The 25,252-nt window shown below is 65.1% G+C and carries 22 protein-coding genes; 4 read left to right on the plus strand and 18 right to left on the minus strand.

Annotation, left to right across the window (positions count from 1 at the left end):
• Window positions 1–15 precede the first annotated feature (15 nt).
• The 5 genes from LOY22_RS15540 to LOY22_RS15560 form a co-directional block, all read right to left on the minus strand.
• The gene (locus tag LOY22_RS15540) at window positions 16–1,239 is read right to left on the minus strand and encodes a multidrug effflux MFS transporter (RefSeq protein ID WP_045194049.1); all 1,224 of its coding nucleotides are present in this window, start codon (window positions 1,237–1,239) and stop codon (window positions 16–18) included.
• A 131-nt stretch (window positions 1,240–1,370) separates the two neighbouring features.
• Window positions 1,371–2,315, minus strand: a complete 945-nt coding sequence (gene feaR, locus LOY22_RS15545) for a transcriptional regulator FeaR (RefSeq protein WP_093381675.1) — start codon at window positions 2,313–2,315, stop codon at window positions 1,371–1,373.
• A gap of 117 nt (window positions 2,316–2,432) precedes the next feature.
• Window positions 2,433–3,017 (minus strand): DUF3156 family protein, encoded by a 585-nt coding sequence (locus LOY22_RS15550; protein ID WP_258593831.1) that lies wholly within the window; start codon window positions 3,015–3,017, stop codon window positions 2,433–2,435.
• Entirely contained in the window at window positions 2,977–4,479 is a 1,503-nt protein-coding gene (locus LOY22_RS15555; protein WP_045194052.1) for an APC family permease, read from the minus strand. The genes LOY22_RS15550 and LOY22_RS15555 overlap by 41 nt, the downstream gene beginning before the upstream one ends.
• 105 nt (window positions 4,480–4,584) lie before the next feature.
• Window positions 4,585–5,034: a helix-turn-helix domain-containing protein gene (locus LOY22_RS15560; protein ID WP_213604068.1), complete on the minus strand. Its 450-nt coding sequence runs from the start codon at window positions 5,032–5,034 to the stop codon at window positions 4,585–4,587.
• Between the two features lie 91 nt (window positions 5,035–5,125).
• On the opposite strand from LOY22_RS15560, the gene LOY22_RS15565 reads away from it, so the two are divergent.
• Window positions 5,126–6,334 carry an MFS transporter gene (locus tag LOY22_RS15565; RefSeq protein WP_258593834.1) on the plus strand — a complete coding sequence of 403 codons (1,209 nt, stop codon included), beginning with the start codon at window positions 5,126–5,128 and terminating at the stop codon, window positions 6,332–6,334.
• Here the strand turns inward: LOY22_RS15565 and LOY22_RS15570 are convergent.
• The 7 genes from LOY22_RS15570 to LOY22_RS15600 form a co-directional block, all read right to left on the minus strand.
• The gene (locus LOY22_RS15570; protein WP_258593836.1) at window positions 6,298–7,263 is read right to left on the minus strand and encodes a spore coat U domain-containing protein; all 966 of its coding nucleotides are present in this window, start codon (window positions 7,261–7,263) and stop codon (window positions 6,298–6,300) included. The two genes, LOY22_RS15565 and LOY22_RS15570, sit on opposite strands and share 37 nt — an antisense overlap.
• Window positions 7,260–9,587, minus strand: a complete 2,328-nt coding sequence (locus LOY22_RS15575) for a fimbria/pilus outer membrane usher protein (RefSeq protein ID WP_258597808.1) — start codon at window positions 9,585–9,587, stop codon at window positions 7,260–7,262. Before LOY22_RS15575 ends, LOY22_RS15570 begins: the two co-directional genes overlap by 4 nt.
• 65 nt (window positions 9,588–9,652) lie before the next feature.
• Entirely contained in the window at window positions 9,653–10,444 is a 792-nt protein-coding gene (locus tag LOY22_RS15580) for a molecular chaperone (RefSeq protein WP_258593838.1), read from the minus strand.
• Window positions 10,445–10,484: 40 nt separating this feature from the next.
• Window positions 10,485–10,958 (minus strand): spore coat U domain-containing protein, encoded by a 474-nt coding sequence (locus tag LOY22_RS15585; protein WP_258597809.1) that lies wholly within the window; start codon window positions 10,956–10,958, stop codon window positions 10,485–10,487.
• A gap of 33 nt (window positions 10,959–10,991) precedes the next feature.
• On the minus strand, window positions 10,992–11,525 hold the full coding sequence (locus tag LOY22_RS15590) for a spore coat U domain-containing protein (protein ID WP_258593840.1): 534 nt from the start codon (window positions 11,523–11,525) through the stop codon (window positions 10,992–10,994).
• 17 nt (window positions 11,526–11,542) lie between these two features.
• Window positions 11,543–12,070, minus strand: coding sequence for a spore coat U domain-containing protein (locus tag LOY22_RS15595; protein ID WP_195884420.1), 528 nt, complete (start codon window positions 12,068–12,070; stop codon window positions 11,543–11,545).
• Between the two features lie 32 nt (window positions 12,071–12,102).
• Window positions 12,103–12,630: a spore coat U domain-containing protein gene (locus LOY22_RS15600; RefSeq protein WP_093381651.1), complete on the minus strand. Its 528-nt coding sequence runs from the start codon at window positions 12,628–12,630 to the stop codon at window positions 12,103–12,105.
• A 242-nt stretch (window positions 12,631–12,872) separates the two neighbouring features.
• Here LOY22_RS15600 and zapE point away from each other — a divergent pair, with 242 nt between their 5' ends.
• Entirely contained in the window at window positions 12,873–13,970 is a 1,098-nt protein-coding gene (gene zapE, locus LOY22_RS15605) for a cell division protein ZapE (RefSeq protein ID WP_408980922.1), read from the plus strand.
• 109 nt (window positions 13,971–14,079) lie between these two features.
• Here the strand turns inward: zapE and LOY22_RS15610 are convergent, their stop codons facing one another.
• Entirely contained in the window at window positions 14,080–15,969 is a 1,890-nt protein-coding gene (locus LOY22_RS15610) for a propionyl-CoA synthetase (RefSeq protein ID WP_258593843.1), read from the minus strand.
• Between the two features lie 142 nt (window positions 15,970–16,111).
• Between LOY22_RS15610 and LOY22_RS15615 the strand changes: the two genes are divergently transcribed.
• On the plus strand, window positions 16,112–17,404 hold the full coding sequence (locus tag LOY22_RS15615) for a leucine-rich repeat-containing protein kinase family protein (RefSeq protein WP_258593845.1): 1,293 nt from the start codon (window positions 16,112–16,114) through the stop codon (window positions 17,402–17,404).
• 62 nt (window positions 17,405–17,466) lie between these two features.
• On the opposite strand, the gene LOY22_RS15620 is transcribed toward LOY22_RS15615, so the two are convergent.
• The 3 genes from LOY22_RS15620 to LOY22_RS15630 all read right to left on the minus strand — a co-directional run bounded on the left by LOY22_RS15620 (window position 17,467) and on the right by LOY22_RS15630 (window position 20,995).
• The gene (locus tag LOY22_RS15620) at window positions 17,467–18,174 is read right to left on the minus strand and encodes a YebC/PmpR family DNA-binding transcriptional regulator (RefSeq protein WP_045194063.1); all 708 of its coding nucleotides are present in this window, start codon (window positions 18,172–18,174) and stop codon (window positions 17,467–17,469) included.
• A 94-nt stretch (window positions 18,175–18,268) separates the two neighbouring features.
• Window positions 18,269–19,660, minus strand: coding sequence for an FAD-dependent oxidoreductase (locus LOY22_RS15625; protein WP_258593847.1), 1,392 nt, complete (start codon window positions 19,658–19,660; stop codon window positions 18,269–18,271).
• A gap of 18 nt (window positions 19,661–19,678) precedes the next feature.
• Complete coding sequence (locus LOY22_RS15630; RefSeq protein WP_093381636.1) at window positions 19,679–20,995, minus strand: MFS transporter; 1,317 nt, start codon at window positions 20,993–20,995, stop codon at window positions 19,679–19,681.
• 192 nt (window positions 20,996–21,187) lie between these two features.
• Between LOY22_RS15630 and LOY22_RS15635 the strand changes: the two genes are divergently transcribed.
• A complete protein-coding gene (locus tag LOY22_RS15635) occupies window positions 21,188–22,057 on the plus strand; it encodes a LysR family transcriptional regulator (protein WP_045194066.1) in 870 nt (289 codons plus the stop codon).
• Window positions 22,058–22,116: 59 nt separating this feature from the next.
• On the opposite strand, the gene LOY22_RS15640 is transcribed toward LOY22_RS15635, so the two are convergent.
• Window positions 22,117–23,400, minus strand: a complete 1,284-nt coding sequence (locus LOY22_RS15640; protein ID WP_258593850.1) for a Zn-dependent hydrolase — start codon at window positions 23,398–23,400, stop codon at window positions 22,117–22,119.
• Between the two features lie 44 nt (window positions 23,401–23,444).
• A complete protein-coding gene (locus tag LOY22_RS15645) occupies window positions 23,445–24,932 on the minus strand; it encodes an NCS1 family nucleobase:cation symporter-1 (RefSeq protein ID WP_258593852.1) in 1,488 nt (495 codons plus the stop codon).
• Window positions 24,933–25,252: the final 320 nt, after the last annotated feature.

The raw sequence follows: 25,252 nt of genomic DNA on the forward strand, positions 1-25,252 counted from the left end.
CCCAACAAATACGGATCAATGCCCAGCCAGGCTGTGCACCTGCGGCTCGGCATGGCGGGTGCTGATGTGCACCAGCAGCGCCACGCACAGCGCCGAAAGGCCGAGCAACAACGCCCAGTGCGCCGCGCCCAAAGGCGCCATGATGCCCGACAATGGCGTGGCGAACGACGAAATGATCAACTGGAAGGCACCGAGCAACGCAGCAGTCGAGCCCAGCGCGGTGCTCTGCGAAGACATCACCAGCGACATCAGCGTGGCCTCGGCAATGCCCAGGCCGAACATGGCAACCGCCATGCCGGCAACGATACCCACCAGCCCCGCCGCACTCAGCGCACCGGCCAGCACCAGCACGGCGCCGACCAGCATGCACGCCGCGCCCCAGCGGGCCAGGCGCACCAAGCCCTTGCGCGCCACCAGGCGGCCCGCGGTGATGGCGCCGAGCAGAATGGCCACGCCGGTGGCGCCGAACAGGGTGCCGAACGCCTCGACCGACAGCCCGAAGTGATGCTGGTAAACGAAAGCGGCCCCGCCGATGTAGGCAAACAGAAAGAAGAACACCGCCGACAAGGCCAGGGCCGGGCGCAGGAACTGGCGGTCACGGGCGATCCGTACGTAAGTGCGCAAGAACTCCCGAGGCTGCCAGGCCATGCGCTTGTCCTCGGGCAAGGTTTCCTTGAGCATCAGCGCCGAGTTGATCAGCACCAGCACGCCCAATGCCGCCAGCACCAGCATGATCGCCCGCCAGCCAAAGTGCGCACCGACAAAGCCGCCCAATGCCGGGGCGATCACCGGCGCCAGGCCTTCGATGGTCATCAGCAAGGCGAAGATCTGCGCCGCCCGCGCGCCTTCGGCAACGTCGCGGACCATGCTCATGATCACCACCAGGGTCAGGGCGCTACCCAGGCCCTGGATGAAACGCGCCAGCAGCAGGCTGTTGAGGTCGGGCGCGGCAGCGGCGGCCAGCGAGCTCAAGACAAACACCAGCAAACCGGCAAGCAACGGCCGGCGCCGACCGAGGGTGTCGACCAACGGCCCGAACAACAACTGCCCGGCGCCCATGGCCAGGAGGAACACGGTCAGGGTCAGTTGCACCCCGGCATAGGAGGTGGCGAACTCGCTGGCGATGCTTGGCATGCTGGCCAGGTACATGTCGACCGCCGAGGGCCCGAGGGCGCCGATCAGGGCCAGGGAAATGGCGAAGCCGACCCGGGCGGTCGGCGTGGAGGCTGCACTGTGCATAGGCTTGATTCCAGATAAAAACGGGACCTGGCTGGCGCTTGGCGCTCAACCTACCTATCGGTAGGTAGCCAGGTCGGACGAGCCTATACAGACCGCATCCTGCGGTCAAGCCAGCAACGATCAAACGCTGATCAGGCCAGGCTGCTGGCGCGGTAGTCCTTGGGCGACTGCTCGAACTGCTTCTTGAACGAGCGGCTGAAGTGCGCCGAGTCGGTGAAGCCCCATTTGTAGGCAATGGTGGTAATCGACTCGCGCTTGAGCACCGGGTTGGCGAGGTCGGCGGCGCTGCGTTTGAGGCGCGCGCGCTGGATGTAGCGGCAGACGCTGTCGCCCTGCTCTTCGAACAGGCGGTAGAGGTGGCGCACGGAAATGTTCAGGCGGTTGGCGAGGTTGACCGGGGTCAGGTTGGCCTGGCCGAGGGAGTCATCGATGACTTTTTGCACATAACTGCGCAGGTTGGCGCCCTGTATTGAGGCCGGCAACGCGCAGAGGTCGTCGCTGCCTTCAAGGGCCGAACCGAGCAGCGACAGGAAGGCGCTGTGCAGCGCCTGACCTTCGCTCTGCTCGTCTTCGCCGGCGCTTTGCTCTTTGCACAGCTGGTCCATCAGCAGGTGCAGCATGCGCCCGCAGGCGCGGGTCTGGGAGATCTTGCCGAAGGTGCGGCTGTCGCTGCCCAACTGCTTGCACACCTCGGCCCGCGACAACGACAGCGAAGCGTGCTCGATCAGGCCGAAGGGCATGATTTCGCAGGCACCGGCTGCGTCCATCAGGAGCATTTCGCCGGGCGCCAGCTGGATGCTGACGCCGTTCTGGGTGATCTGCGAGAAGCCGGTGCGCTGGCTGACCAGAAAGCAATGCTGGTCGTTGTCGCGGTCGCTGTTCAGGCCCTTGCGGCGGATCAGCCCGGCGTTGGTACGCAGGTTGGCCAGGGCCAGGCCGCCGCGCGACCAGGTGGAAATCTCGCCGATGAACAGCGAGGGGTTGAACGCCAGTTCCGTCTCGTACACCCCGCAGATGTTCTGCATCGTTGCGTTCCAGCGTTCCAGCGCAGGGCTGCTGGCGTGATGGATACTCATGGGTACCTCCACAATGGCATCTTGTTTTTGTTGGGCAATAGTTAACATGTTATCTATGTGCGCGCAACTTGCGTGAAGCAGCCAGAGTGGAAGCAGGTTTGATGCCAGATGGCCGGCTCAGAGCCCGGCCAACAGCCCCGGCACGCCTTGCAGCGCGGCCAGCAGGTGCTGGCATTGTTCGGGGCTCAGGCGAATGTAGCGACGAAAGGCCGGCAGGCGGTTGACCACCTCGCTGGCGCCGATGTGCTCGAGGGTCAGGGTCCATTGGCCGTCGCTTCTGTGCAGGCGCAGGCGCTTGAAGTCCAGGGGCATCAGTGCCTGCAGCAACGCACTATCGGCCAGCAGGCGCCGTTGCAGTTCGGCCTGCAACGCCGGCTCGCCCTGACGCAGCTGAACCCGCAGGCCGCTGCGGCGCAATGACCCGCTGTGGTGCAGTTCAAGGTGGGCGCTGCCCTGCCCTGTGGCAGGCAGGCTCAGGCTGAATTCGCTCAGCACCAGGTGCATGAGCAACTGCGCTTCGCAGCGCTCGCGCACCTGCACCGCCTGCCCGGCCCAGTTGAAGCGACCAAGGCCCGGGCCGAGCACCTCGAAGCTGTCCAGGCCAAGGTTGCGTTGCAGCTTTTCAAGGGTCAGCCCCGGCCGATAGCCGGCCGGCGCCCGATCAGACAGCCTTTGCCACAGTTGGCGCAGGGCAATAGCCATGTGCAGTCCCCGGTTGATGAGCGAATTCGCGCGCCAGCACCTCTTCCACCGAAGCCGGCTTGAACGGGTTGACCTTCTGCACCAGTAGCGTCCAGAACAGCGCATACACCGCGGTGCCGGCCAGCATCAGGCCAAAGGGCACGTAGATGTCGGCCGGGTCCATGCCCGGCGGGGTGATGAACCACATGCCCAGGACAATACCGACGCTCGAGAGGATTTGCGGCAGCGGGAACCACGGCGAGCGATAGGCCCGTGGCAGGTCCGGGCGACGGATGCGCAGGATCACCACCGACAGCGTTACCAGCAGGTACGCGGTGCTCCAGGCGCACACCGCCGCCAGCACCAGGTGCATGATGCGGTCGGTGTTGCCGCCCAGCCACAGGGCATGCAGGCACGGAATCAGGGCGGCAACGAGGATGCACAGCAGCGGCGTTTTAAAGCGCGGGTGCAGGTAGGTGAAGACCTTGGGCAAGGCGCCGTCCACGGCCATGCCGTAGAGGATTCGCGGCACCCCGGCCATCAGCGTGTTGATGGTCGCCGCACCGGCGAACAGAAAGCCGATGCCCAGCCACAGCGGGCCGATATCGCCCATCACCTGTTCGGCAAAGCGCGGGATGGCCATGGGCGTGTCGAGCAAGTGCACGCCGCTGGCGGCATCGAGCAGCACGTTGTCGACCTGGCGCTTCATCGCCGCGCCATAGATGAACATGCACGTCGCCACCCCCAGCAGACCCAGGGCCATGGCCCGCGGCATGCTTTTCGCCGACTGGCGCAAATCCGGCGCCAGCGGCGTAACGAACTCGCAGCCGACGAACATGAACATGGCCATGCCCACCAGCGAGAGGATGGTCACCAGGTCCGTGCCGACCAGCGACACGCCGAACCAGCCCTCCAGCTCCACCGCCGGCGCGGCCATCAGGCCGAGCACGCCGAAGACCATCAGCGTGGTCCACATGCCGAAGGTAAGGATGATCTCGGCCTTGCCGAAGGCGCTGACGCCAAAGGCATTGAGGATGGCGAAGATGATCACGAAGCCGACACCCAGCAGCCACGAACCACCGGCCGATTCGGCCAGGGTGTTGAGGTGCTCGAAGTTCACCAGGGCCATGACCCCGGCCAGCATGGTCTCGGCGGTGCCGGCAAAGACGTGGACGATCAGGTAGGCCGAGAGCGTGCCGGTGATGGCGAAAAAGCGCCCCATGCCGCAGTTGATGTAGTCGTACACCGCGCCGGTGGTCGGCAGGATCGACGCCGCCTCGGCAAAGGTGGTCGCCTGCGCCAGCATCATCACCACCGCGATCAGCATGGCCACGGCGAAGGCACTGCCGCCGATACCGAAGCCCATGGTCGCGGTGAGGATCACCGGGCTTGCCATGATCAGGCCGATGGTACTGGCAAGGGCGGTGGGAAAGCCGACCGTGCCGCGATTCAGGTGCGCACTGAGCGTGTCGTTGAGCGACATGGCAAAAGACCTCGAGCAGAAGGATGACAGTGGTCCTACTCTGCGCGCGCTGGCAATGGCCGTCTTGCCCGTGGCTGCCGTGAAGGTTGTAGCTGGCTGCCAGGCTCAGCCCCGGGCCGGCAGGCGCACGCAGTCGTGCGGGCCGAGCAGGCGGCCGTCGGCGGCGCGCAACTGCAGGGCCTTGACCGGTTTGCCGTGCTCGCGGTCGACCAGTTGCGAATGGGCCTCGCCCTCAGCGAAGTAGAACGCCTCGCCCCACTGGCGCAAGCCGACGATCAACGGGAACAGGCCCAGGCCTTTCTCGGTGAGCACGTATTCCTGGTAGGCGCTGCCCTCGGACACCGGCACCAGCTCGAAGATCTGGTGCTCGACCAGTTGCCGCAGGCGGGTGCTGAGGATGTTCTTGGCCATGCCCAGGTTGCGCTGGAACTCACTGAAGCGCTTCAGGCCATCGAAGGCATCACGCACGATCAGCAGCGACCACCAGTCACCAATGGCATCGAGGGAACGCGCCACCGGGCATTCGGCGTCTTGCAGGCGGGTACGTTGGACCATGGGAAATCTCGCCAGTGAAAGTGGTTGCAATATAAAACCAGTTTCTCTAGCGTACAACTGGTTTCATTATGCAACCAGAAGGATCGAGCCCATGCAGCCCCAACACCGAATGTCATCCGCCGTCATCTTGCTGTTCTCCGTGGCCTGCGCCCTGGCGGTGGGCAATGTCTACTACGCGCAACCCTTGCTCGAAGCCATGGCCCGGGAATTTGCCATCGACCCCGGCCTGGTCGGCCTGGTGGTGACCCTGACCCAGGTCGGCTATGGCCTGGGCCTGTTGTTGCTGGTGCCGTTGGGCGATCGCCTCAACCGCCGGCGGCTGATCGTCGGCCAGTCGCTACTGTCGGCCCTGGCCCTGGTGCTGATTGCCTGGGCACCGAGCACGCCCTGGCTGCTGCTGGGCATGGGCCTGACCGGCTTGCTGGCGGTAGTCACCCAGGTGCTGGTGGCCTACGCCGCGACGCTGTCGGCGGCCAGCGAGCGCGGTCATGTCGTGGGGGTGATCACCAGCGGCATCGTCATCGGCATCCTGCTGGCGCGTACCTTGTCCGGGGCCATGGCTGACCTCGCCGGCTGGCGCTCGATCTACTGGCTGTCGGCGGACTTGACCCTGGTGATTGCCGCCCTGCTCTGGCGCGTGCTGCCTCGGCAACAACCGGTGCAGGCGGCGGGCAGTTACCGCGAGCTGCTGCATTCACTGGCGTTGCTGCTGCGCGATGAACCGCTGCTGCGCCGGCGCTCAGTGCTGGCCCTGCTCAGCTTCGCCTCGGCGATGGTGCTGTGGACGCCGCTGGTGTTGCCCCTGAGCGCCCCGCCGCTGTCGTTGTCGACCAGCGAAGTGGGCCTGTTCGGCCTGGCGGGCGCGGCGGGCGCACTGGCGGCGGCGCGGGCCGGGGCGCTGGTGGATCGCGGCCTGGGCCAGTGGGTCAGTGGCGGCTCGCTGTTATTGATGCTGGCGTCCTGGGCGGCCATCGCCCTGACTGAATATTCGCTGTGGGCGCTGCTGCTCGGCGTGGTGGTCTTCGACCTGGGCCTGCAGGCCGTGCACGTCGCCAGCCAGAGCCTGATCTACCGCCTGCCTGAAGCCACCCACAGCCGGCTGACCGCTGCCTACATGCTGTTCTACTCGGTGGGCAGTGCCTTCGGCGCGCTGACCTCGACCCTGGCCTATGCCTGGGGCGGCTGGCTGCTGGTGTGTGCCTATGGCGCGCTGCTCAATGCCGTGGCCCTGGGTTACTGGTGGCTGAGCGAAGGCGCACGGGCTCAGAACTGCACGTCGAGTATTACGTTGTCCAGGTAAGTGCCGGCGGGCGGTGTGGCCTGGTCGGTGTAGACCTTGGCGTTGTAGTTGAAGATCTGGCTGCCGGTGCCGGTGCCCACACCGGGGTTGATATCGGCGTCGCTGCTGGCCCGCCGGGCCGTGGTGACGCTGCCCCAACGCACGCTGCCAGCGCTCTTGAAGATGTCATAGGCCATATAGTTGTTGGCCGCCGACTTCATCCGCCGGCGCCCGGCGGAGACATTCTGGCCATCGTCCAGGCCCACGGTGTAGTTGCTGCCCTTGGTGCAGGAGACATTGACGTTGCTGTTGACCGTGCTGAAGCCGCCGACCACCGGCGCGCTACCGAAGCTGATGTTGGGGCTGGTGATCTGGCAGTCATTGGTCACTGTCAGGCTCACGGTCAGGCTGGTGGTGCCGGTGAGGTTCTGCCGGCCCAGGCAGATACTGCCGACGCCAATGCCCCAGCAGTAGCTGATGTTCCAGTACACCGTCAGGACTTCCTGATAAAGGCCGGCGGCGACGTTGCTGCCGCTCAGGCTCTTGAGGTAGAGCGGCACCGACTTGGGCGTGGTGCCGTTGAGCAGGCCCAAGGCATCGAGGATGCCGTTGCGGGCAAAGTCGTAAGGCAGGCTGCGGGCGATCGGGTAGTTGGTGGTGTTGTTGGCGTACAGGGTGTAGCCGATCACATCGCCCGTGGGGCCGAGCAGGCCGGTACTGCCGGCCGGTGGGGTGAAAGTGGCGTAGAAGTGATCGTCGCTGGCCAGCAGGCTGACCAGCGAGCCGGTGCATTGCAGCCCGCCATTGAGGGTCGAGGCCGACTGCACGGTGGTGCGCACCAGGGTCGAGCTGACACTGCCAAAGCTTGCCGGCGCGGTATCGATCACCGAGCACAACGCGTGCACCTGGGGGCTGGCGAGCAAGGCCAGGAGCATCAGCAGGCGCTTCATTGGCACACCAGCGGGCCGATCAGCGGCACCTGGTCCTGCTCGGGCGCCAGCTTGAACTGCACCCGGCAACTGCCGCCGTTGGCGATCTGCACCTGCAGGCTGTTGTCCGCGGCCAGCCCTTCCAGGTACACCAGCCCGTCCCAGCCGACCACCGCCAGCGCCCCGCTCTGCTCATGGCGCACCTGGCTGCCCAGCGGCAGTTCCTTATGGTTGCCATCGACCAGGACGATGCTCGCCGCCACCACCCGTTGCAGCGGGAATTCCAGCAGGTAGCCGCTGTCCCGGCGCACCGCCACCCGCTGCTCGACCTGCGGGCTCTGGACGTTGGCCGGCAGTTCCATGGGGTCGATCTCGTACTTGGCGCGGTAGTAGGCGCTACTCCAGGGCACCAGCAGGTGGCCGTTCTTGTCGGTGCGCCCGACCAGCTGGTTTTCGTAGCGTACCGGCACTTGGGCAAAACCCTCGGTGCTGACCACCACGAAGGCATCGTCGATACGGTTGGCGGCGAACAGCCCGGCGTCCATCCACACCAGCGAACCGCTGGCATCGGCCCAGCGGGTCATGCTGTCGCTGCTGCCATAGGCACCGGCCTGCAGTTGCACCGACTGCAGGCGCCAGGTGACGTCGGCCTGACGGTAAGCCTCACGGTCGCCGTCGGCGTAACCGAGGTTGAAGCCCAAGCCACCTTCGCTGGGCACCGCGCGGCTGTAGTTGACCCGTTGCTGGTTCTGGCCCTCCTTGTTGCGCTCAACGCTAAAGCTCAGGGTGCCGCGCAGGTCGAACGGAATCACCAGTTGCGCCTGCACCGCCCACTGGCTGTCGCCGATTTCGCGGTTGGCCGACAGGTACAGGCTGCTGTTGCGCCACAACGGCTTGCTCCAGCTGAGGTTGAGCAAACGGGTGCGCGAGTTGTCACCGGCGCGCACATCGAAGTAACCGGCGCCGAGGCTGCCGTAGCGTTCGAGGTTGACGCTTATGGTCACCTGTTCGCTGCGCTGGCTCAGGCGCGTGTAGGGGCTGTCGACCAGCGACAGGTCGGCATAGTCGCCGCGCCGTTGCAGGCGCTGGTAATTGAAGCCCAGGCGCTGGCTGTTGTACTGGTAGCCGACGCTCAGTTGCTGGCCGCTGCGGCTGTCGAAGCTGCTCTGGCTCAGCGCCGCATTGACCACGCCCCAGTTGCCCACCTGCCAGTTGCCGCCCAGCCCGCCAAGGGCCAGGGACTCGGCCGCCTCGGCGTGGCTTTCGAGGGTGAAGCTGTCGCTCAGGCCGTAGCGCAAACTGGCGGCGGCCCCCCCCGGGCCATAGGCAAAGTCGCGAAGCGCGTAGTCCCGGCGCAGGCTGCCGGCGGCCAGCGAGAAATCCGCCAGGCCTTTTTGCAACAAGCTGCTGGTGACATAGAACGGCAAGGTGGTCGACACCTGCCGGCCGAGGGCATCGGTGGTCACCACCACCGCCTCGCCGGCGCCGTTGATGAACGGCACGTTGGTCAGGGTGTAGGGGCCTGGCTGCAAATCGGCGCTGGAGCTTTTGTAGCCGTTGATGAACAGATCCACCGAGGACGGCACCGCCGCTTCCCCGGCAAAGGCCGGCAATGGGTAGGTGACCAGGTCCGGGCGCACGGCAAAGTCGCGCGACAGTTGCAGGCCGCCCAGGCGCACCGAACTGGTCCAGGGCAAGGCGCCGCTGAGCACGTCGCCGACTTCCAGGGTCAGCAGGCGCGCCTCGTCGGTGTAGCGCCAGGTGGTGTCGTAGCGGCGAAAGCCTTCCTGGCTGTCGGCGTAGTCGTTGCCGCCCAAGGACTGGCGCCACTGGCCGGTGGTCGACAGCGTGCCCCAGCTGTCGAACAGGCGCAGCTCGTTCCAGGCCGCCAGGTAGCGGCCACCGTCGTCGGTATCGTTGAAGTACAGGTCATAGTTGAGCAAGGCGCCAAAACTGCTGCGCGCTTCGCTGGCCGGGTACAACTGGCGGCTGCCGATGCGCTGGGTCGGCAACCAGGCCGGTGGCACCTGCAGCACCAGGCGCTGGCCCTGGCTGTCGTAGTCGGTGTGCAGGCCGGGGATGCTGTCCAGCGCCACTTCGTCACCGTATTCGCCGGGCAGCTCGATGCCAGCCGCCTGCAGGTCGGCGGTGGCCATGTACAGGCGCCCGGCGCGCTGCTGCACCGCCACCAGTTCAGGGCTGCTCATCTGGTTGACCAGCAGTTCCAGGAACAACGGCGCATCGGCGACCGCCTCGAGGCTGGCCGGGGGCGGCGGCAGTTCGCCAGCCAGCAGCGATCCACAGCCCAGCACGGTCAGGCCACAGGCCCGCAGCGCCGAAGAGATGCTCACACACAGTATCCGACCATTACCGGGTCCTCCCTGGCCCCTGTAGTGCTGCTAGCTGTTGTTCATTGCCCCTGGCTCAGGGTTTGCGCAGGCTCCTGGCCATTGACCCGGCCCTTGAGCACTGAAGCGGCGCCCAATGGCTGCGGCGCCGGCCAGCGCATGCTGGCGCCGGGTAGCACGTAGCCGAGCAGACCCTCCACCAGCGGCCGGCTCTGGCTGCCCTGCTGCAGCACCACGTCAGTCAGGCGCGCATGCACCGGGCCGCTGTTGCGGATTTCCACATAGGGCTTGCCTTGTACAGAGACCTGACGCCAGTTCAGCAACGGCTTGCCCACCGCACTGTCACCGCGCTGGCCACTGGGGTCAGGCTTGCCCCACAAACCTTCACCGTAGACGAACAGCGGCACCGAATAGCGCATCTGGAAGCGGATCGCCGCCTGGGCCTTGTCGGCGCTGGCCGCAGCCGGCAAGGCCGGGGGAATTTCATCGATGATGATCCGGTAGGCCTGCTCCTGGCCCACCGGCGAGCTGCCGGTGCGGGTCAGGCGAATCAGCTGCTTTTGCCCCGGGGCGATATTGGCCACTGGCGGGCTGCCGATAATCTCGCGCTGGGCCTGGTACTGGTCGTCGAACTCGCCCTGGCGCCAGGCGAACACCCGCACCTGCAGGTTGGCCGGCGCATCGCCACGGTTCTCCAGCCACAGCGCGCCGGCTTTCTGATTGGCCTCCAGCACCGGATCGATCGGCCAGATCAGTACCGAGGTGGCGGCCTGCAACGGCGCACTGCACAACAGCGCCAGGGCACAGCTCAACAGGGTGTAGCTCAAGCGCGAACTGCCGGCGCCTACTTCCATGCACACTCTCCTTATTGTCATATTCATCCGGCGGCGCCGTTCAAAAGGTCAGCACCACCTGCACCACATCGGTGTAACTGCCGGCCGGCAGGTTGCCGGTCAACTGGGCCCGGGCGTAAACCGGCAACTTGATCGTGCTCGGATCGCTGTAGCTCACCGCCACGCTCTGGTTGATGCCCAGGCTCTGGCTGAAGCCGGCGTCGCGAAACAATTGGTAGGCCACCAGCGAGGTGCCGCTGCTGCGCTTGAGGTTGCGCGTGCCGCTGGCGCTGTTCAGCCCGGCATCGACGCTCATGCTCAAGCTCACTCCTGGCGTGCATTGCAGGGTCACCGTGGTGCCGCCCAGGGCGGTGGTGACGCTGCTGGTCGACAGCGCCGAATAGCTGCCGAAATTGAGGTTGCCGTAGTTGCTCACGCCGCCCACCACCAGGCAGCCGGCCGCCACCGTGGCGCTGACCTGGAAAGTGCTGGTGGTGACCGCCGCCAACGGCAGCGGCAGGCTGCAGGCAACCATGGCCAGCAGCCCGGGCCAGGCGCGGTTCACGGTTCAGAAACTCAGCTCGACCGCCACTGTGTCGGTGTACACCCCGGCCGGCAGGCCGGCCTTACCCTTGGCCTGGCCATACAGGTTGACCGACTGGGCCACGCCGGTACTGGTCGGCAAGGTGATGGTGCCGTCGATGGCCAGCAGCTGGGTGTGCCCTGAATCGGTGTAGAAGTCATACGGCACGTAGTTGGCGACGCCATCGTAGAGCGCACGGCTGCCACCGGGCGACTGGCTGTCGTGGGCGCCGGCACGCACCTTGATCACCGGCACTGTGCCGCTGGAACAGAGGATGCTCATGGCGCCACCGCCGCCGCCCAGCACCTGCCCGCCGGCAGTGGTGAACAGCGCTTCCTGGGTACCGAAGTTCAGCGTACCGAAGTTCAGGCCGCTGGCACCGCCGCCCCCGTTGACCTGGCAACTGGCGATCAGCGTCAGGGTGGCGGTGATGTTGCCGGTTACCGTGGCCGCCTGGGCCTGGGTGGCGAGCGCCAGGCCTAGGCCTGCGAAAATCAAGCGTGAGAGGTTCGGGTGCATGAGTCACTCCTTGCGTATTACCAGTCCAGGGTCACCATCAGGGTGTCGCGGTAAATGCCGGCCGGTAGCGCCTTGGGATGGGCGACTACTGCACCGTAGATTGGAATCGGAATCTGCGCGGCGCTGCTGACCGAAAAATTGCGGGTCTGGCCGATGTTGTAACGGGCCCGGCCCGACGGGTCGGCGGACAGCTCATAGGGGATCAGCTCGCGGCCATTGCTCAGGCGCCGGGTGGCGCCATCACCGTTGGCACCGCCGTTGATGCTCACGGTAAAGGCGCGCACCGCCGGGTTGCAGCGCACCTGCAGGCTGCCGTCACCGGTGGCCTCTTCGATGCCGGAACGCAGCGGGTTGGTCCAACTCGGGCCCTGGCTGCCAAAATCCAGCACACCGCCGCCGGGGGTTTCCAGGGTGCCCGGCCCGCCGCTGATCTGGCAGGCGCTGCTGATCACCAGGCGCGCCTGGATATGCCCGCTCATGGCCGCGAAAGCATCGGGGCTGAGCAACAGCAGCGGGCCAAGCGTCAACAGCATTATCCCTTTCATACTGCCAGTTCCTTTAGCAGGCGCCGCCCCGGTTACCAGGTGACGGTGACTTTGAGCAGGTCCGAATAACGCCCCACCGCCGGCACTTCGGCCAGGCGCTCGATACGCGCATACAACGGCAGCGCCACCGAGCCCGAATCGGGCACCCGCGCATGCTGGGCAACATTGACCGGCAGCGGCAGGCGCCAGGCCGGGTCCTGGTACAAACGGTAGGGTATGGGTTTCGCCGCAGGCTGGTTGCTGGCCAGGTAACGCACCTCGCCGATACCGCCGTGCTGGCCGCCATCGACCTGCACCTGGTAAGCGGTGTCGGGGTTGCACTCCAGGCGTGGCGGGCGTAGCGCGAGCAACTGGCTGCTGAGCGGGCCGGCCGGGTCGTCCAGCCGCGCCGTGCGGCCGAAATCGAGCACACCCAAGGCCTGGGCGCCGGCATCGCGGGGCTGGTGGATGAGCAGGCAGCCGCGCTCCACTTGCACTTTGACTTCAACCATGAAATCGGCGGCGCCTGCCGTGCTGGCCATGCTCAGCCCGAGCAGCGTCGCCAAAGAGCGTCCCTTCACCTTGTCATCCTTCAACGCAGGAGTGATCTGACCTTGAGGGTAGCAGTGAAGGAAAAACCTGCCAGTTTGCAGGGAAATGTATAAGCCCCGTACAAGATCTATCTGTAGGATCGGGCTTGCCCCGCGATAGAAGCCATCACTTATCCCGCTCAGAGATCGCTGGCCGGCCTTATTCATATTGGTTAAATTAGCCGCCCTCGCTCAAGCTGGCCCTTGAGTGCCGTTGCCCCGAGGAGCCCGGTTTGCCTGCCCTGCCCCCTTCCTGGATACGTTCGCCGTTGCGCGCCTGGCGTCGCTTACGCACGCCGGTGGCCGAAGACAACAGCGTGGCGGCGACCGTTCGTCAGCATTTTGCCGCCAAGGCCCAAGCCCGCGGCTACACCCTGAGCGCCGGCCAGTTACACGTCATCGAACATATGGCGGCCCAGGCAGCGCAAATTGAGAGCGGCCAGGCGCGCAGCCTTTACCTGTACGGCGCGGTCGGGCGCGGCAAAAGCTGGCTGCTCGACGGTTTCTTCCAGGCCCTGCCCCAGGCGCGCAAGCGCCGCCTGCACTTTCATGACTTTTTCGCCCGCCTGCACCAGGGCATGTTTGATCATCGCCAGCAGGACGACGCCCTGGCCTGCACCCTGAATGAGTTGCTCGACGACTGCCAGGTGCTGTGTTTCGACGAGTTCCACGTGCATGACATCGGCGACGCCATGCTCATCACCCGGCTGTTCCAGGCCTTGTTCGAGCGGCGGATTTTTCTCCTGGTAACCTCCAACTACGCGCCGCAAGGCTTGCTGCCCAACCCGCTGTATCACCAGCGTTTCGAGCCGGTGATCCGCCTGATCAACAGCCGCATGCAGGTGCTGGAAGTCGGCGGTGAGCAAGACTTTCGCAGCCTGCCCGGCGCGGCTGGCCAGCAGCGCTTTACCCAGGGCCATTACCTGTGGCCGGGCAGCCGCGAACAGCGCCAGGCCCTGCAGTTGCCCGAGCCGGGTGACGCGCCGGTTTTACTGGAGGTAGGCAAGCGCACCCTGCGCGCCCGCCTGAGCGAGCAGCGCACCGTGGGGTTTGATTTTGTCGAGCTGTGCGAGCAACCCACCGCGGTGATCGACTACCTGGAGCTGGCGCGGCGTTTTGACCACTGGATCATCGACTGCCTGCCGAACCTTGAAGACTGCTCGATTGCCGCCCAGCAGCGCTTCGTCAACCTGGTGGACGTGCTCTACGACCAGGACAAGCACCTGGTGCTGATCGGCAGCCTGCCGCTGGCCGCAAGCCTGGGCGGCAGCGCCAGCGACCTGGCCCGCACCCGTAGTCGGTTGGGGCAGTTGCGCCAGGCTGCTGGTTAAAACTGCCCAGCTTTTGGGGGGCAGTCCAGGATTGGCAGTGATCTTGAGGTTGGTGCAGGTCCTGTGAAAGCGGCGGTGCGACGCCTCGACTTGACCCGCGATGAAAGCCCTACCCAACCCGCGCCAGGCTCGCCAACACCGCTTCAATCTCCACCAACACCGCCGGATCATCCAGGGTCGAAGGCGGTGTATACGGCTGCTGGTCGGCAATCTTGCGCAGCACTGCGCGCAGGATCTTGCCCGAGCGGGTCTTGGGCAGGCGCTTGACCACCCGCACCTGGTTGAAACAGGCCAGCGCACCAATCTGCTCGCGCACGCTGGCCACCAGCTCGCTCTGCAACTGCGCCTGGGCAATGTCCTGGCCGTCCTTGAGCACCACCAGCGCCAGCGGCACCTGGCCCTTGATCTCGTCGTGCACGCCGATCACCGCGCATTCGGCCACCGCCGGATGGCGGGCCACCAGGTCTTCCATCTCGCCGGTAGACAGGCGATGGCCGGAGACGTTGATGACGTCGTCGGTGCGGCCCATGATGTAGACGAAACCGTCTTCATCCAGATAGCCGCCGTCGCCGGTGTGGTAATAGCCGGGGTAGGTCTTCAGGTAGGCATCCAGGTAGCGCTGGTGGTCGCCCCACAAGGTCTGGCTGCAGCCAGGCGGCAGCGGCAAGGCAATGACGATCGAGCCTTGCTGGTTGGCGCCGAGCAGATGCCCGTCATCATCCAGCACCTGTACGTTGTAGCCCGGCACCGCCCGGTTGCTCGAGCCCGGCCGCGCTGCACTGCCCTCCATACCCACGCACGGTGCGGTCACCGGCCAGCCGGTTTCGGTCTGCCACCAGTGGTCGTGGACGGTCTTGCCGCTGGTCGCCTCCAGCCATTGATGGGTGCTGGAATCGAGTTTCTCGCCGGCCAGAAACAGCTGGCGCAGGGAGCTCAGGTCATAGCGGCGCAGCAGTTTGCCGTCGGGGTCTTCCTTGCGTATCGCGCGCATGGCGGTGGGCGCGCAGAACAGGCCGTTGACCCGGTACTGCTCGACCACCCGCCAGTAGGCGCCGGCATCCGGGGTGCGGATCGGCTTGCCTTCGTAGAACACCGTGGTGCAGCCATTCATCAGCGGCCCGTAGACGATCAGCGAATGGCCAACCACCCAGCCAACGTCGGAAATCCCCCACCACACGTCGCCCGCCTGCATGCCATAGATGTGGCGCATGGCAAAACTCAGGGCCACGGCGTTGCCGCCGTTTTCGCGCACGATCCCCTTGGGTTTGCCGGTGGTGCCCGAGGTATACATGATGTACAGCGGGTCGGCGGCGGCCAGTTCCACCGGCGCCACTGCTCTGGCCGTGGCCACCGCTTCGAGCCAGTCGAGGTCGCGGCCTTCGACCAGGGTTGCGGTGGCTTGCGGGCGTTGCAGCACCAGCACCTGGCGCGGCTGGTGCCTGGCCAGTTGCAAGGCGCGATCCACCAGCGGTTTGTAGTCGACGACCCGGTCGAATTCCAGCCCGCACGAAGCAGTCAGCAGCAGGGTGGGCCGGGCATCGTCGATGCGCAGCGCCAGCTCGTTGGCGGCAAAGCCGCCAAACACCACCGAATGCACCGCGCCGATACGCGCGCAGGCGAGCATGGCCATGGCCGCCTGGGGCACCATGGGCATGTAGATGATCACCCCGTCGCCCTTCTCGACCCCAAGCTCGCGCAGCAAGCCGGCCAGGCGCGCCACTTCATCGCGCAGCTGGTTGTAGCTGAACTGCTGCTGGCTGCCGGTTACCGGCGAGTCATAGATCAGCGCGGTCTGCTCGCCACGGCCCTGTTCGATCTGATGGTCGAGGGCCAGGTAGCAGCTGTTGAGACGGCCGTCGGCGAACCACTGGTGGCTGCCATCGGCATTTTCAACAAGGGTTTGCAGGGGCTTGCGGTACCAGGCCAGGTGATCGGCCTGTTCGGCCCAGAAGGCGGCAGGATCGGCGATGGAGCGGGTGTAGCTGTGCTGGTATGTCATCGAATGTAGAACCCTGAACTTGTTGTTATTAATAAAGGGCGAGCTTCGAGTATGGACCGCAATTGTCAGTCTGCCATGGGACTTAAGTCGCATCTTGCCGGTATGATGACCGGCGTTTATTTACGAGCCTGCCGCCAACCCCATGCATACCCTTGAAGACCTCAAAGCCGGCCGTCTGGCGGGCATTACCCGCCTCGACCTGGCCTGCGGGCTGGAACACTTCCCCCGGGAAATTTTCGACCTGGCCGACAGCCTGCAGGTACTCAACCTGACCGGTAACAACCTAAGCGACCTGCCTGGGGACCTGGGCCGGCTGCACCAGCTCAAGGTGCTGTTCTGCTCGCAAAACCGCTTTCGCCACCTGCCCGAAGGCATCGGCCAGTGCCCGATGCTGGAAATGGTCGGTTTCAAGAGCAACCAGATCGAGCAGGTCAGCGGCGCGGCGCTGCCACCACGGCTGCGGGCCCTGGTGCTGACCGACAACCGCATCGAAACCCTGCCCGAAGCCCTGGGCGATTGCCCGCACCTGCAAAAGCTGATGCTTGCCGGCAACCGCCTGCGCGAACTGCCGGCAAGCCTTGCGCGCTGCACCAGGCTTGAACTGCTGCGCCTGTCGGCCAACCGGCTGCCGGCCCTGCCCGACTGGTTGCTGCAGATGCCGCGCCTGGCCTGGCTGGCCTACGCCGGTAACCCCATGACGGCGGGCTACTGCACACCGCAAGATCCTGGCCATTGCCAGGTGATTGACTGGCAGCAGATCGACCTTGAACAGGTATTGGGCCAGGGCGCGTCCGGGGTCATTCACCAGGCCCGCTGGCAGCAGCAGAGCGCACCGGTAGCGGTCAAGCTGTACAAGGGCGAGATCACCAGCGACGGCTTGCCGCTCAACGAAATGAGTGCCTGCATTGCCGCCGGCGATCACCCGCAACTGGTGCGCCTGGCCGGGCGCATCGACAACCACCCGCAGCAACTGCCGGCGCTGGTGATGCAGTTGATCGAGCCGAGCTGGTTCAACCTGGCCGGGCCGCCGAGCCTGGATTCATGCACCCGCGACTGTTATCCGCGCGAGCGGCGTTTGCACCTGGCCAGCGTGCGGCGCCTGGCCGCTGCCATTGCAGCGGTAGGCGCGCATTTGCACGGGCACGGCATCACCCATGGCGACCTGTATGCGCACAACGTGCTGTGTGACGAGCATGGCGACTGCTTGCTGGGGGACTTTGGCGCGGCGTCGTTCCATCCGCTGGATGGCAGCGTGGCGACTGAAGCGCTGCAGCGGATCGAGGTGCTGGCGTTTGGGGTGTTGCTGGGGGAATTGCTGGCGTGTTGCGAGGGCGATTGCGAGGTGTTGCGGGGGGTGCAGCGCGAGTGTGTACGGGATGAGGTGATGCTGCGGCCGGGGTTTGCCGAGGTTTGTCAGCGGCTTCGCGGCGTCTGAATCGCGGGTCAAGTCGAGTCGTCGCACCGACTTGACCCGCGATGAGGCCCTTACGGTTTACATCAACCCGCCAGACCTACATAGACGTTCTGCACGTCATCGTTATCGTCGATGGCTTCCAGGAAGGCTTCAACCTCTGCCATCTGCTCATCGCTCAGGGTGCTGACCGGGTTTTTCGGGGTGTAGCCGATTTTTGCCGAGACCACGGTGAAGCCTTGACCCGGCAGGGCTTTCTGCACGGCGTCGAGGTCGGTGGTGTCGGTGATGAACAGGGTCGCGCCCTCTTCTTCGCCTTCGGCAAAATCCTGGGCGCCGGCTTCGATGGCGGCCATTTCCGGGTCAGCGTCAGGGCTGGCCGGCGTGGCTTCGATCAGGCCGACATGGTTGAAGTCCCAGGCCACCGAACCGGAAGCGCCCAGCTGGCCCTTGCGGAACAGTACGCGGATTTGCGCCACGGTGCGGTTGACGTTGTCGGTCAGGCACTCGACGATCAGCGGCACCTGGTGCGGGGCAAAGCCTTCGTAGGTGACGGCGGTGTACTGCACCGCGTCGCCGTCCAGGCCGGCACCCTTGCGAATGGCACGCTCAAGGGTCTCGCGGGTCATCGAAGCCTTTTTGGCTTGCTCGATGGCCAGGCGCAGGCGCGGGTTCATGTCCGGGTCGGCGCCGGACTTGGCCGCGATCTGGATCTCTTTGGACAGCTTGCCCATGATCTTGCCTTTGGCGTTGGCTGCGACTTCTCTATGCTTGGCTTTCCACTGTGCGCCCATCTCGACTCTCTTGTTTCAGGTGCCGGTTCAGGTAGCGACCGGCCAAAGTGGCAAGCAGTTTATACGCTCCGCAGGCCATCGACAAAAAAACCCTTCAGCCCTTGTCGGCCTTGCCCGCAGCAGCGGCAAAACGCGCCAGGCGCACGTCAAGGTGGCGCGGGCGGCGGCCGTTGTCTTCGGCCTGCTCCTTGCGACGGATGGCATTGCGCACCATCAGCGAGCCCAGGTAGCGGATCGGCTCCGGCGGGAAGTAGCCCAGCGGGCCGTTGACCAGCGGCGAGCGGGTCCATGGGTTGTCCAGGCCCAGGGCCAGCGACGAAAGGATCTGCCCGCCCATGTGGCAGGGGCCGACGCCGCTGCCCGAGTAGCCAAAGCCGTAAAACACGTTGCCCTGGCCATTGAGCCGGCCAAAAAACGGCAAGCCGGTCACCGAACGGTCCGACGGCCCGTTCCAGGTCGCGGCAATCGGCACCTGGGCCAGGGCCGGGAAGAACTCGCCAAGGCTGCGGCGCAGCAACGGCTCATAGGGCGAAGGCTGGTCGAACACCGGCAGCATCCGCCCGCCATAGGCGAAGGTATTGCCGCCCTTGCCGAGCATCAGCCGGCCATCGCTGGTGTTGTGGTAGTAATGCACGAAGATCCGCGAATCGAGCACGCTGATGCCGCTGGTCAGGCCGATCTGTTCGAGCAACTGCGGTTGCGGCTCGGTGATGATCATGTCGCTGGAGACGATCGCCACGCTGCGCTCGAACTGCGGGAAGGCCCGCGCCATCCAGGCGTTGAGGGCCAGCACCACGCGACCGGCGCGGATATTGCCACGGGCGGTTTCGACCAGCGCCTGCGGCCCTTGCTGCAAACCGCTCATGGCCGTGCCCTCATATATGCGCACGCCCTTTTGCAAAGCGATCCGGCGCAGGCCGCGCACCAGTTTGCCCGGCTGTACCGTGGCAGCGGCCGGCGAGAACCAGCCTTCCAGGTGCTTGGCCGAGCCTGCCAGACGCTGCACCTGCGCAACCGCCAGGCGCCGGAACGAGTTGATGCCCTGGCGCTCAAGCGCTGCAATCACGCCATCGGTGGCGCCGACCTGGGCGCGGTTGGTAGCCGTGTACAAGGTGCCGTCCAGGCGGTAGTCGGCGTTGATGCCATGGGCCTGGCAGAACTCGCCGATGGCGTAGATGCTCTGCTCCGAAGCCTTGACCAGGCGCACCGCCTCCTGCGCCCCGAACAGGCGTTCGAGGGTGAAGTACTTGGCCGACCACGACAGCGCGCAGCCGCCGTTGCGCCCACTGGCGCCGGCGCCGCAGATGTCGGCCTCGATCAGCACCACATCCAGCGCCGGGTTGTGCTCCTTGAGCATGAGCGCCGTCCACAGGCCGGTGTAGCCGCCCCCGACGATGCACACCTGGCAGTCGGTATCAGCCGCCAGCGGCGGGCACGCGGGTGCAACTTCCTGGTCCAGCGCCTGTTGCAGCCAGAACGGTCTCATGTCGGTTTCCTTATAGGTTCAAGTACGCAGCGGTTTGATCGCCATGGCCGTGTTGGGGGCAACGGCCGGGGTGTGCTCGGGGCTGGCCGGGCGGCTGTTCCAGTGCGGCAGCAGCACCAGGGCGGAAAACAGCGCGCAGCCGGCGAAGACAATGAACACCGTGACGCTGTCGAAGTAACCCGGCAGCAGGCCGCCGAGAATCGCCCCGACCGAACCGCAGCCGTTGACGAAGCCTGCGGCAGTGGCGCCGGCCTTGGCGGTGCCGAAGTCGATGGCGGCAGCGCCGCTGATCATCGAGTCTGGCCCGTACAGGGTCAGGCCCATGACAAACAGCAAAGCCACCACCAGCAACACGCTGCCAGTATGCAGGGCGGCCATGAACAGCCCGAGCACCACGGTCAGCACCACCAGGCTGATCACGCAGGCCGGCATGCGCCGGGCGCCGAAAAGTTTGTCCGAAGCCAGGCCAATCATGATCGGGCCGAGCAAGCCGGCCAGCTCGAAGGCGGTGGGGATGATTGCCGCACCAACCTTGCCCACCGACGGCATCTGTTCGAAGACGATCACCGGGCCCCAGAGCAGAATCGCGTAGCGCGCAGGTTTTAACAGAAAGTACGCCAGCCCCAGGGTCAGCACCGTGCGGTTGCGCAGGATCTCGCGCAACGGCGCCCAGATGCTGCAAATCGTCGAGCCCGGCACCATGCTTTCGGGCTCGGGCTCCACCGCCGGCAAACCGACGTCTTCAGGCTTGTTGCGCTGGAAGATGAAGAACAGCACCGCTACCAGCGCCACCACCGCCGCGCTGGAGATGAACGCCGCATGCCAGCTGCCGATCAGGGTGTAGGCCCACCAGCCAGCAAACGGCGAGGCCACCAGGCCGCCGAAGGCATAGCACGAGCTCCACAACCCCAGCACCCGCCCACGCTGGGACGAGGGAAAGAAGCTGCCGATGTTCTTGCACAGCCCGGCCCAGCCGGTAGATTGCGCCAGGCCCTGGACCAGCATGCAGGTAGCAAAGATCGGGAAGGTCGCGTAACTGCCCATCACCACGGCAGCGGCGGCAGAAATCACCAGGCCGCCGAGCACCACCACCCGCGGGCCGAAGCGGTCGGCGAGCATGCCCCAGGTAAATTGCCCGAATGCGTAGGCGGTCAGGTAGATGGCGTCGAGGTTGGCCATGGCCATTTTGTCGAGAGTAAAGCTTGGGTCTTCGGCGATGCCGAGCTTGGCCACCGAAAAGGCTTTGCGGGTGAAGTAGAACGCGGCGTAGGCCAGCCAGGTGATGGCAAAAATCTGCACGCGCCAACGTTTGATATCTGCAACGTGTTTGTTCATGGTGGGATCTGACCTCGAGAGCTGAGTGTGCCGGCAGAATTTGAAAAAAAACGCCTGTCTTGTTGTTGTGTTGCGCACTGCGTGACGGCCGGTCGAACCCGTCACCTGCTCAGATAGAAACAATTACTGACTGATAAATAAAATCGATTTATCGTATTTCACAAATAAGCTCAGCTTGTAACAGGTGCTGCGATGTCGGTGTCCCACGCTCAGTTAAAGGCTTTTCACGCAGTTGCCCTGCACGGCAGCTTCACCCGCGCCGCCGAACGGTTGTTCCTGACCCAGCCGGCGATCTCCGACCAGGTGCGTAAACTCGAAGAACGTTTCGGGGTTTTGCTGTTTCACCGCAACAAGCGTTCGGTGCAACTGACCGATCTGGGCGAGCGTTTACTGGCGATCACCCAGCGCTTGTTCGTCTGCGAGGCCGAAGCCCATGAGCTGCTGCAGGATTCGCGCGCCTTGCAGACCGGCACCCTGGTGCTGGCGGTGGATGCGCCGGTGCACGTGCTGCCGCAGATTGCGCGCTTCTGCCAGCAGTACCCGGGGATCAGCGTCAAGGTCGAGACCGGCAATACCGACGAGTCGCTGCTGCGGCTGTTCAACTACCAGGCCGACCTGGCCCTGCTCGGCCGCGACGTTGATGATGACCGGCTGCTGTGCGTGCCGCTGCGCAGCGACCCGATGGTGGCCTTCGTTTCGCACAACCACCCCTGGGCCAGCCGTGGTTCGATCAGCTTGGCCGACCTTGACGACACGCCAATCGTGCTGCGTGAACCGGGTTCGGTCACCCGCCAGACCCTGGAAGAAGAAATGGCCCGCGCCGGCCTGCGCATCCGCGCGGCGATCCAGGTCGAAGGCCGCGAAGCTGCGCGCGAGGCGGTGGTGGTGGGGATTGGTGTGGGCGTGGTGTCGGCCGCCGAGTTCGGCGCCGATGCGCGGGTGTGTGCCTTGCCGATTGTCGATTGCCAGCGGCGTTTGACCGAGACCCTGGTGTGCTTGCGCGAGCAGAGCTCACGGCGGCTGGTGGCGACGTTTTTGCAGATGGTGCAGGACAGCCTTTAGCCCCATCGCGGGTCAAGCCCGCTCCTACAGTAGGAGCGGGCTTGCCCCGCGATCAGGGCCTAAGCCGCCTCCCTGCCCCGCGCCAGCGCCTGGGCCGCGGCCAGCATCGAGCGCAACAGCACCGCGCAGCCATCGGCCAGGTCTTGCGGCGCGGCATTCTCGATTTCGTTGTGGCTGATGCCGCCCTCGCAGGGGACGAAGATCATCCCCGCCGGGCCCAGTTCGGCGACGAAGATCGCATCATGCCCGGCGCCACTGACGATATCCATGTGCGACAACCCCAGGCCCTGGGCTGCGCTGCGCACCGCCTGCACGCAACCCTCATCGAAGTACAGCGGTGGAAAGTCTGCGGTCGGCGTCAGGCTGTAGGTCAGCCCATGCTGCTGGCAGGTGCTGCTGATCACATCCTTGACCTGGGCGATCATCGAGTCGAGCCGCGCCGGCTCCAGATGCCGGAAATCCAGGGTCATGCGCACCTCGCCAGGAATGACGTTGCGCGAGCCGGGATAAGCCTGCAGGCAACCGACCGTGCCGCAGGCATGGGGCTGGTGCTCCAGGGCCACGCGGTTGACCGCCGCCACCACCGCGCTGGCGCCGACCAGGGCGTCCTTGCGCAGGTGCATCGGCGTTGGCCCGGCGTGGGCCTCGACGCCGCGCAGGGTCAGGTCGAACCACTTCTGCCCGAGCGCGCCAAGCACCACGCCGATGGTCTTGTGCTGGTCTTCAAGAATCGGCCCCTGCTCGATATGCGCTTCGAAATAGGCGCCCACCGGATGACCACTGACCGCCCGCGGCCCGGCATAACCAATGGCGTTAAGCGCCTCGCCGACGCTGATGCCTTCGGCGTCGGTCTTGGCCAGGGTCTGGGCCAGGGTGAATTTTTCGGCAAACACCCCCGAACCCATCATGCACGGAGCAAAGCGCGAGCCCTCTTCGTTGGTCCACACCACCACTTCCAGCGGCGCTTCGGTTTCGACCTTGAGGTCGTTGAGGGTGCGCAGCACTTCCAGCCCGGCCAGCACGCCAAAGCAGCCATCGAACTTGCCACCGGTGGGCTGGGTATCGATATGGCTGCCGGTCATCACCGGCGGCAATTGCGGGTTGCGCCCCGGGCGGCGGGCGAAGATGTTGCCGACGCCATCAATGCTGACGGTGCAGCCGGCCTCTTCGGTCCATTTGACGAACAGGTCGCGGGCCTGGCGATCGAGGTCGGTCAAAGCCAGCCGGCAAACGCCACCCTTGACCGTGGCGCCAAGCCGGGCCAGCTCCATCAGCGACTGCCACAGGCGTTCGCCGTTGATATGCCGTTGGGTCGATTGCAGAACATCCTGAGCGGTTTGCATGTGCGTCTCCTGCATCACGTGCCTGGCCTCTGCGGGCCATGGGCTTACACGGTGGGTTTGAGGTTGGCCGTGCGGGCGGCCCTGAAGCTGCCGAGGGCGTAGTAGATCAGCCCGCCCAGGGCAGAACCGGTGAACCAGCCAAAGTCGTAGAACCAGCTGAAGGCGCTGCTGTGCAGCGACAGCAGGGTCAGCGCCACCGGCACGCCGAAGGCAATGAAACCAGCGGCGTTCCAGGCCGGGTAGACGTCGTCGCGGTACAGGCCGGCGAGGTCCAGGGTCTGTTTGCGGGTGATGAAGTAGTCGACCACCATAATCCCGGCAATCGGCCCGAGCAGGCTCGAATAGCCCAGCAGCCAGTTGGAATAGACGCTCTCCAGGCTGACGTCGCTGACGATCCAGCCGAGCTTTTTCAGCAGCTCATGGCCCATCAGCAGCAAGCCCACCAGGCCGGTGAGCAGCACGGCGGTGGTGCGGCCGATCCATTTGGGCGCCAGGTTCTGGAAGTCATTGGTCGGCGAGACGATATTGGCTGCGGTGTTGGTCGACAGCGTGGCGATGATGATCAGGGCCATGGCCAGCGCCACCCACATCGGGCTCTGGATGTGGCCGATGAGGCTGACCGGGTCGGACACGGTTTCGCCCACCAGCGAGGCAGAGGCTGCGGTCAGCACCACGCCGAGGGCGGCGAAGAGGAACATGGTCAGTGGCAGGCCGAAGATCTGCCCGAGGATCTGGTCCTTCTGGCTTTTGGCGTAACGGCTGAAATCGGGGATGTTCAGCGACAGGGTGGCCCAGAAACCGACCATCGCAGTGAGCCCGGCAAAGAAGTAGCCGTAGACGCTGGCGCCCTCGGGGCGCTTGGGCGGCTGGGCCATCAACTCGCTGATCGAAACGTTGGGCAAGGCCCACACCAGCAGGCCCGCTCCCACCAGTACCAGCAGCGGCGCCGACAAGGTTTCCAGCCATTTGATCGACTCGGCGCCGCGCAGCACCACCCACAGGTTCAGGCACCAGAACAGCATGAAGCCGATCACCTCGCCGGTGCCGCCGAGGGCTTTCCAGTCCGCCGACAGCGAGCCGAGAAACAGGTGAATGGCCAGGCCGCCGAACATGGTCTGGATGCCGAACCAGCCGCAAGCCACCAGGGCGCGGATCAGGCACGGTACGTTGGAGCCGATGATGCCGAAGGACGAACGCAGCAGCACCGGAAAGGGAATGCCGTACTTGGTACCGGGAAAAGCGTTCAAGGTCAGCGGGATCAATACCACGGTGTTGGCCAGCAAAATCGCCAGCAGCGCCTCGCCCACGCTCAGGCCAAAATAGGCGGTGAGCACGCCGCCCAGGGTGTAGGTCGGCACGCAGATCGACATGCCGACCCACAGCGCGGTGATGTGCCATTTGTTCCAGGTGCGCTCGTGCACCTTGGTCGGGGCGATGTCGTGGTTGTACCTGGGGCTGTCGAGGACGTCGCTGCCGGCGTCGAGTTCGAACAAGCCGTCGCGTTCGCTCACCTGCGATCTGGTCTGCTGCATGGCCGCTCCACTGTTGTTGTGTTTTTGGGAGTTGGTTGCATTGCACGGGCATGTGGGCAATCACGGCTGCCCATGAGAAATCTTGACCATTTCTACAACCTGTCAAGAACGACAGGACCACTGGTCGTTTTCCCTCAGCACCGTTCAAATCATATAACTCTTATAAATCAGCAACTTAACATTGTTATATGCATATAAATTAAATATTTGCCCTATCTGAAATCGCCGACTAGATTCATTTCCTGACAGCGATGACAGGTTTTCGCCTACGCTGAAAAAAGTACAAAACCTAGAACCGGTAACAACCGGTCAAGCCTGCG

It is taken from the genome of Pseudomonas sp. B21-035 (assembly GCF_024748945.1).
Classification (GTDB): domain Bacteria; phylum Pseudomonadota; class Gammaproteobacteria; order Pseudomonadales; family Pseudomonadaceae; genus Aquipseudomonas.

Coding starts and splice junctions, on each gene's coding strand:
- LOY22_RS15580 (WP_258593838.1), bottom strand. CDS start 10,444: ATGGAAGTAGGCGCCGGCAGTTCGCGCTTGAGCTACACCCTGTTGAGC.
- LOY22_RS15615 (WP_258593845.1), top strand. CDS start 16,112: ATGCATACCCTTGAAGACCTCAAAGCCGGCCGTCTGGCGGGCATTACC.
- LOY22_RS15635 (WP_045194066.1), top strand. CDS start 21,188: ATGTCGGTGTCCCACGCTCAGTTAAAGGCTTTTCACGCAGTTGCCCTG.
- LOY22_RS15565 (WP_258593834.1), top strand. CDS start 5,126: ATGCAGCCCCAACACCGAATGTCATCCGCCGTCATCTTGCTGTTCTCC.
- LOY22_RS15630 (WP_093381636.1), bottom strand. CDS start 20,995: ATGAACAAACACGTTGCAGATATCAAACGTTGGCGCGTGCAGATTTTT.
- LOY22_RS15570 (WP_258593836.1), bottom strand. CDS start 7,263: ATGAAGCGCCTGCTGATGCTCCTGGCCTTGCTCGCCAGCCCCCAGGTG.
- LOY22_RS15555 (WP_045194052.1), bottom strand. CDS start 4,479: ATGTCGCTCAACGACACGCTCAGTGCGCACCTGAATCGCGGCACGGTC.
- LOY22_RS15585 (WP_258597809.1), bottom strand. CDS start 10,958: ATGGTTGCCTGCAGCCTGCCGCTGCCGTTGGCGGCGGTCACCACCAGC.
- LOY22_RS15610 (WP_258593843.1), bottom strand. CDS start 15,969: ATGACATACCAGCACAGCTACACCCGCTCCATCGCCGATCCTGCCGCC.
- LOY22_RS15590 (WP_258593840.1), bottom strand. CDS start 11,525: ATGCACCCGAACCTCTCACGCTTGATTTTCGCAGGCCTAGGCCTGGCG.
- LOY22_RS15645 (WP_258593852.1), bottom strand. CDS start 24,932: ATGCAGCAGACCAGATCGCAGGTGAGCGAACGCGACGGCTTGTTCGAA.
- LOY22_RS15620 (WP_045194063.1), bottom strand. CDS start 18,174: ATGGGCGCACAGTGGAAAGCCAAGCATAGAGAAGTCGCAGCCAACGCC.
- LOY22_RS15540 (WP_045194049.1), bottom strand. CDS start 1,239: ATGCACAGTGCAGCCTCCACGCCGACCGCCCGGGTCGGCTTCGCCATT.
- LOY22_RS15625 (WP_258593847.1), bottom strand. CDS start 19,660: ATGAGACCGTTCTGGCTGCAACAGGCGCTGGACCAGGAAGTTGCACCC.
- feaR (WP_093381675.1), bottom strand. CDS start 2,315: ATGAGTATCCATCACGCCAGCAGCCCTGCGCTGGAACGCTGGAACGCA.
- LOY22_RS15560 (WP_213604068.1), bottom strand. CDS start 5,034: ATGGTCCAACGTACCCGCCTGCAAGACGCCGAATGCCCGGTGGCGCGT.
- LOY22_RS15640 (WP_258593850.1), bottom strand. CDS start 23,400: ATGCAAACCGCTCAGGATGTTCTGCAATCGACCCAACGGCATATCAAC.
- LOY22_RS15595 (WP_195884420.1), bottom strand. CDS start 12,070: ATGAAAGGGATAATGCTGTTGACGCTTGGCCCGCTGCTGTTGCTCAGC.
- LOY22_RS15550 (WP_258593831.1), bottom strand. CDS start 3,017: ATGGCTATTGCCCTGCGCCAACTGTGGCAAAGGCTGTCTGATCGGGCG.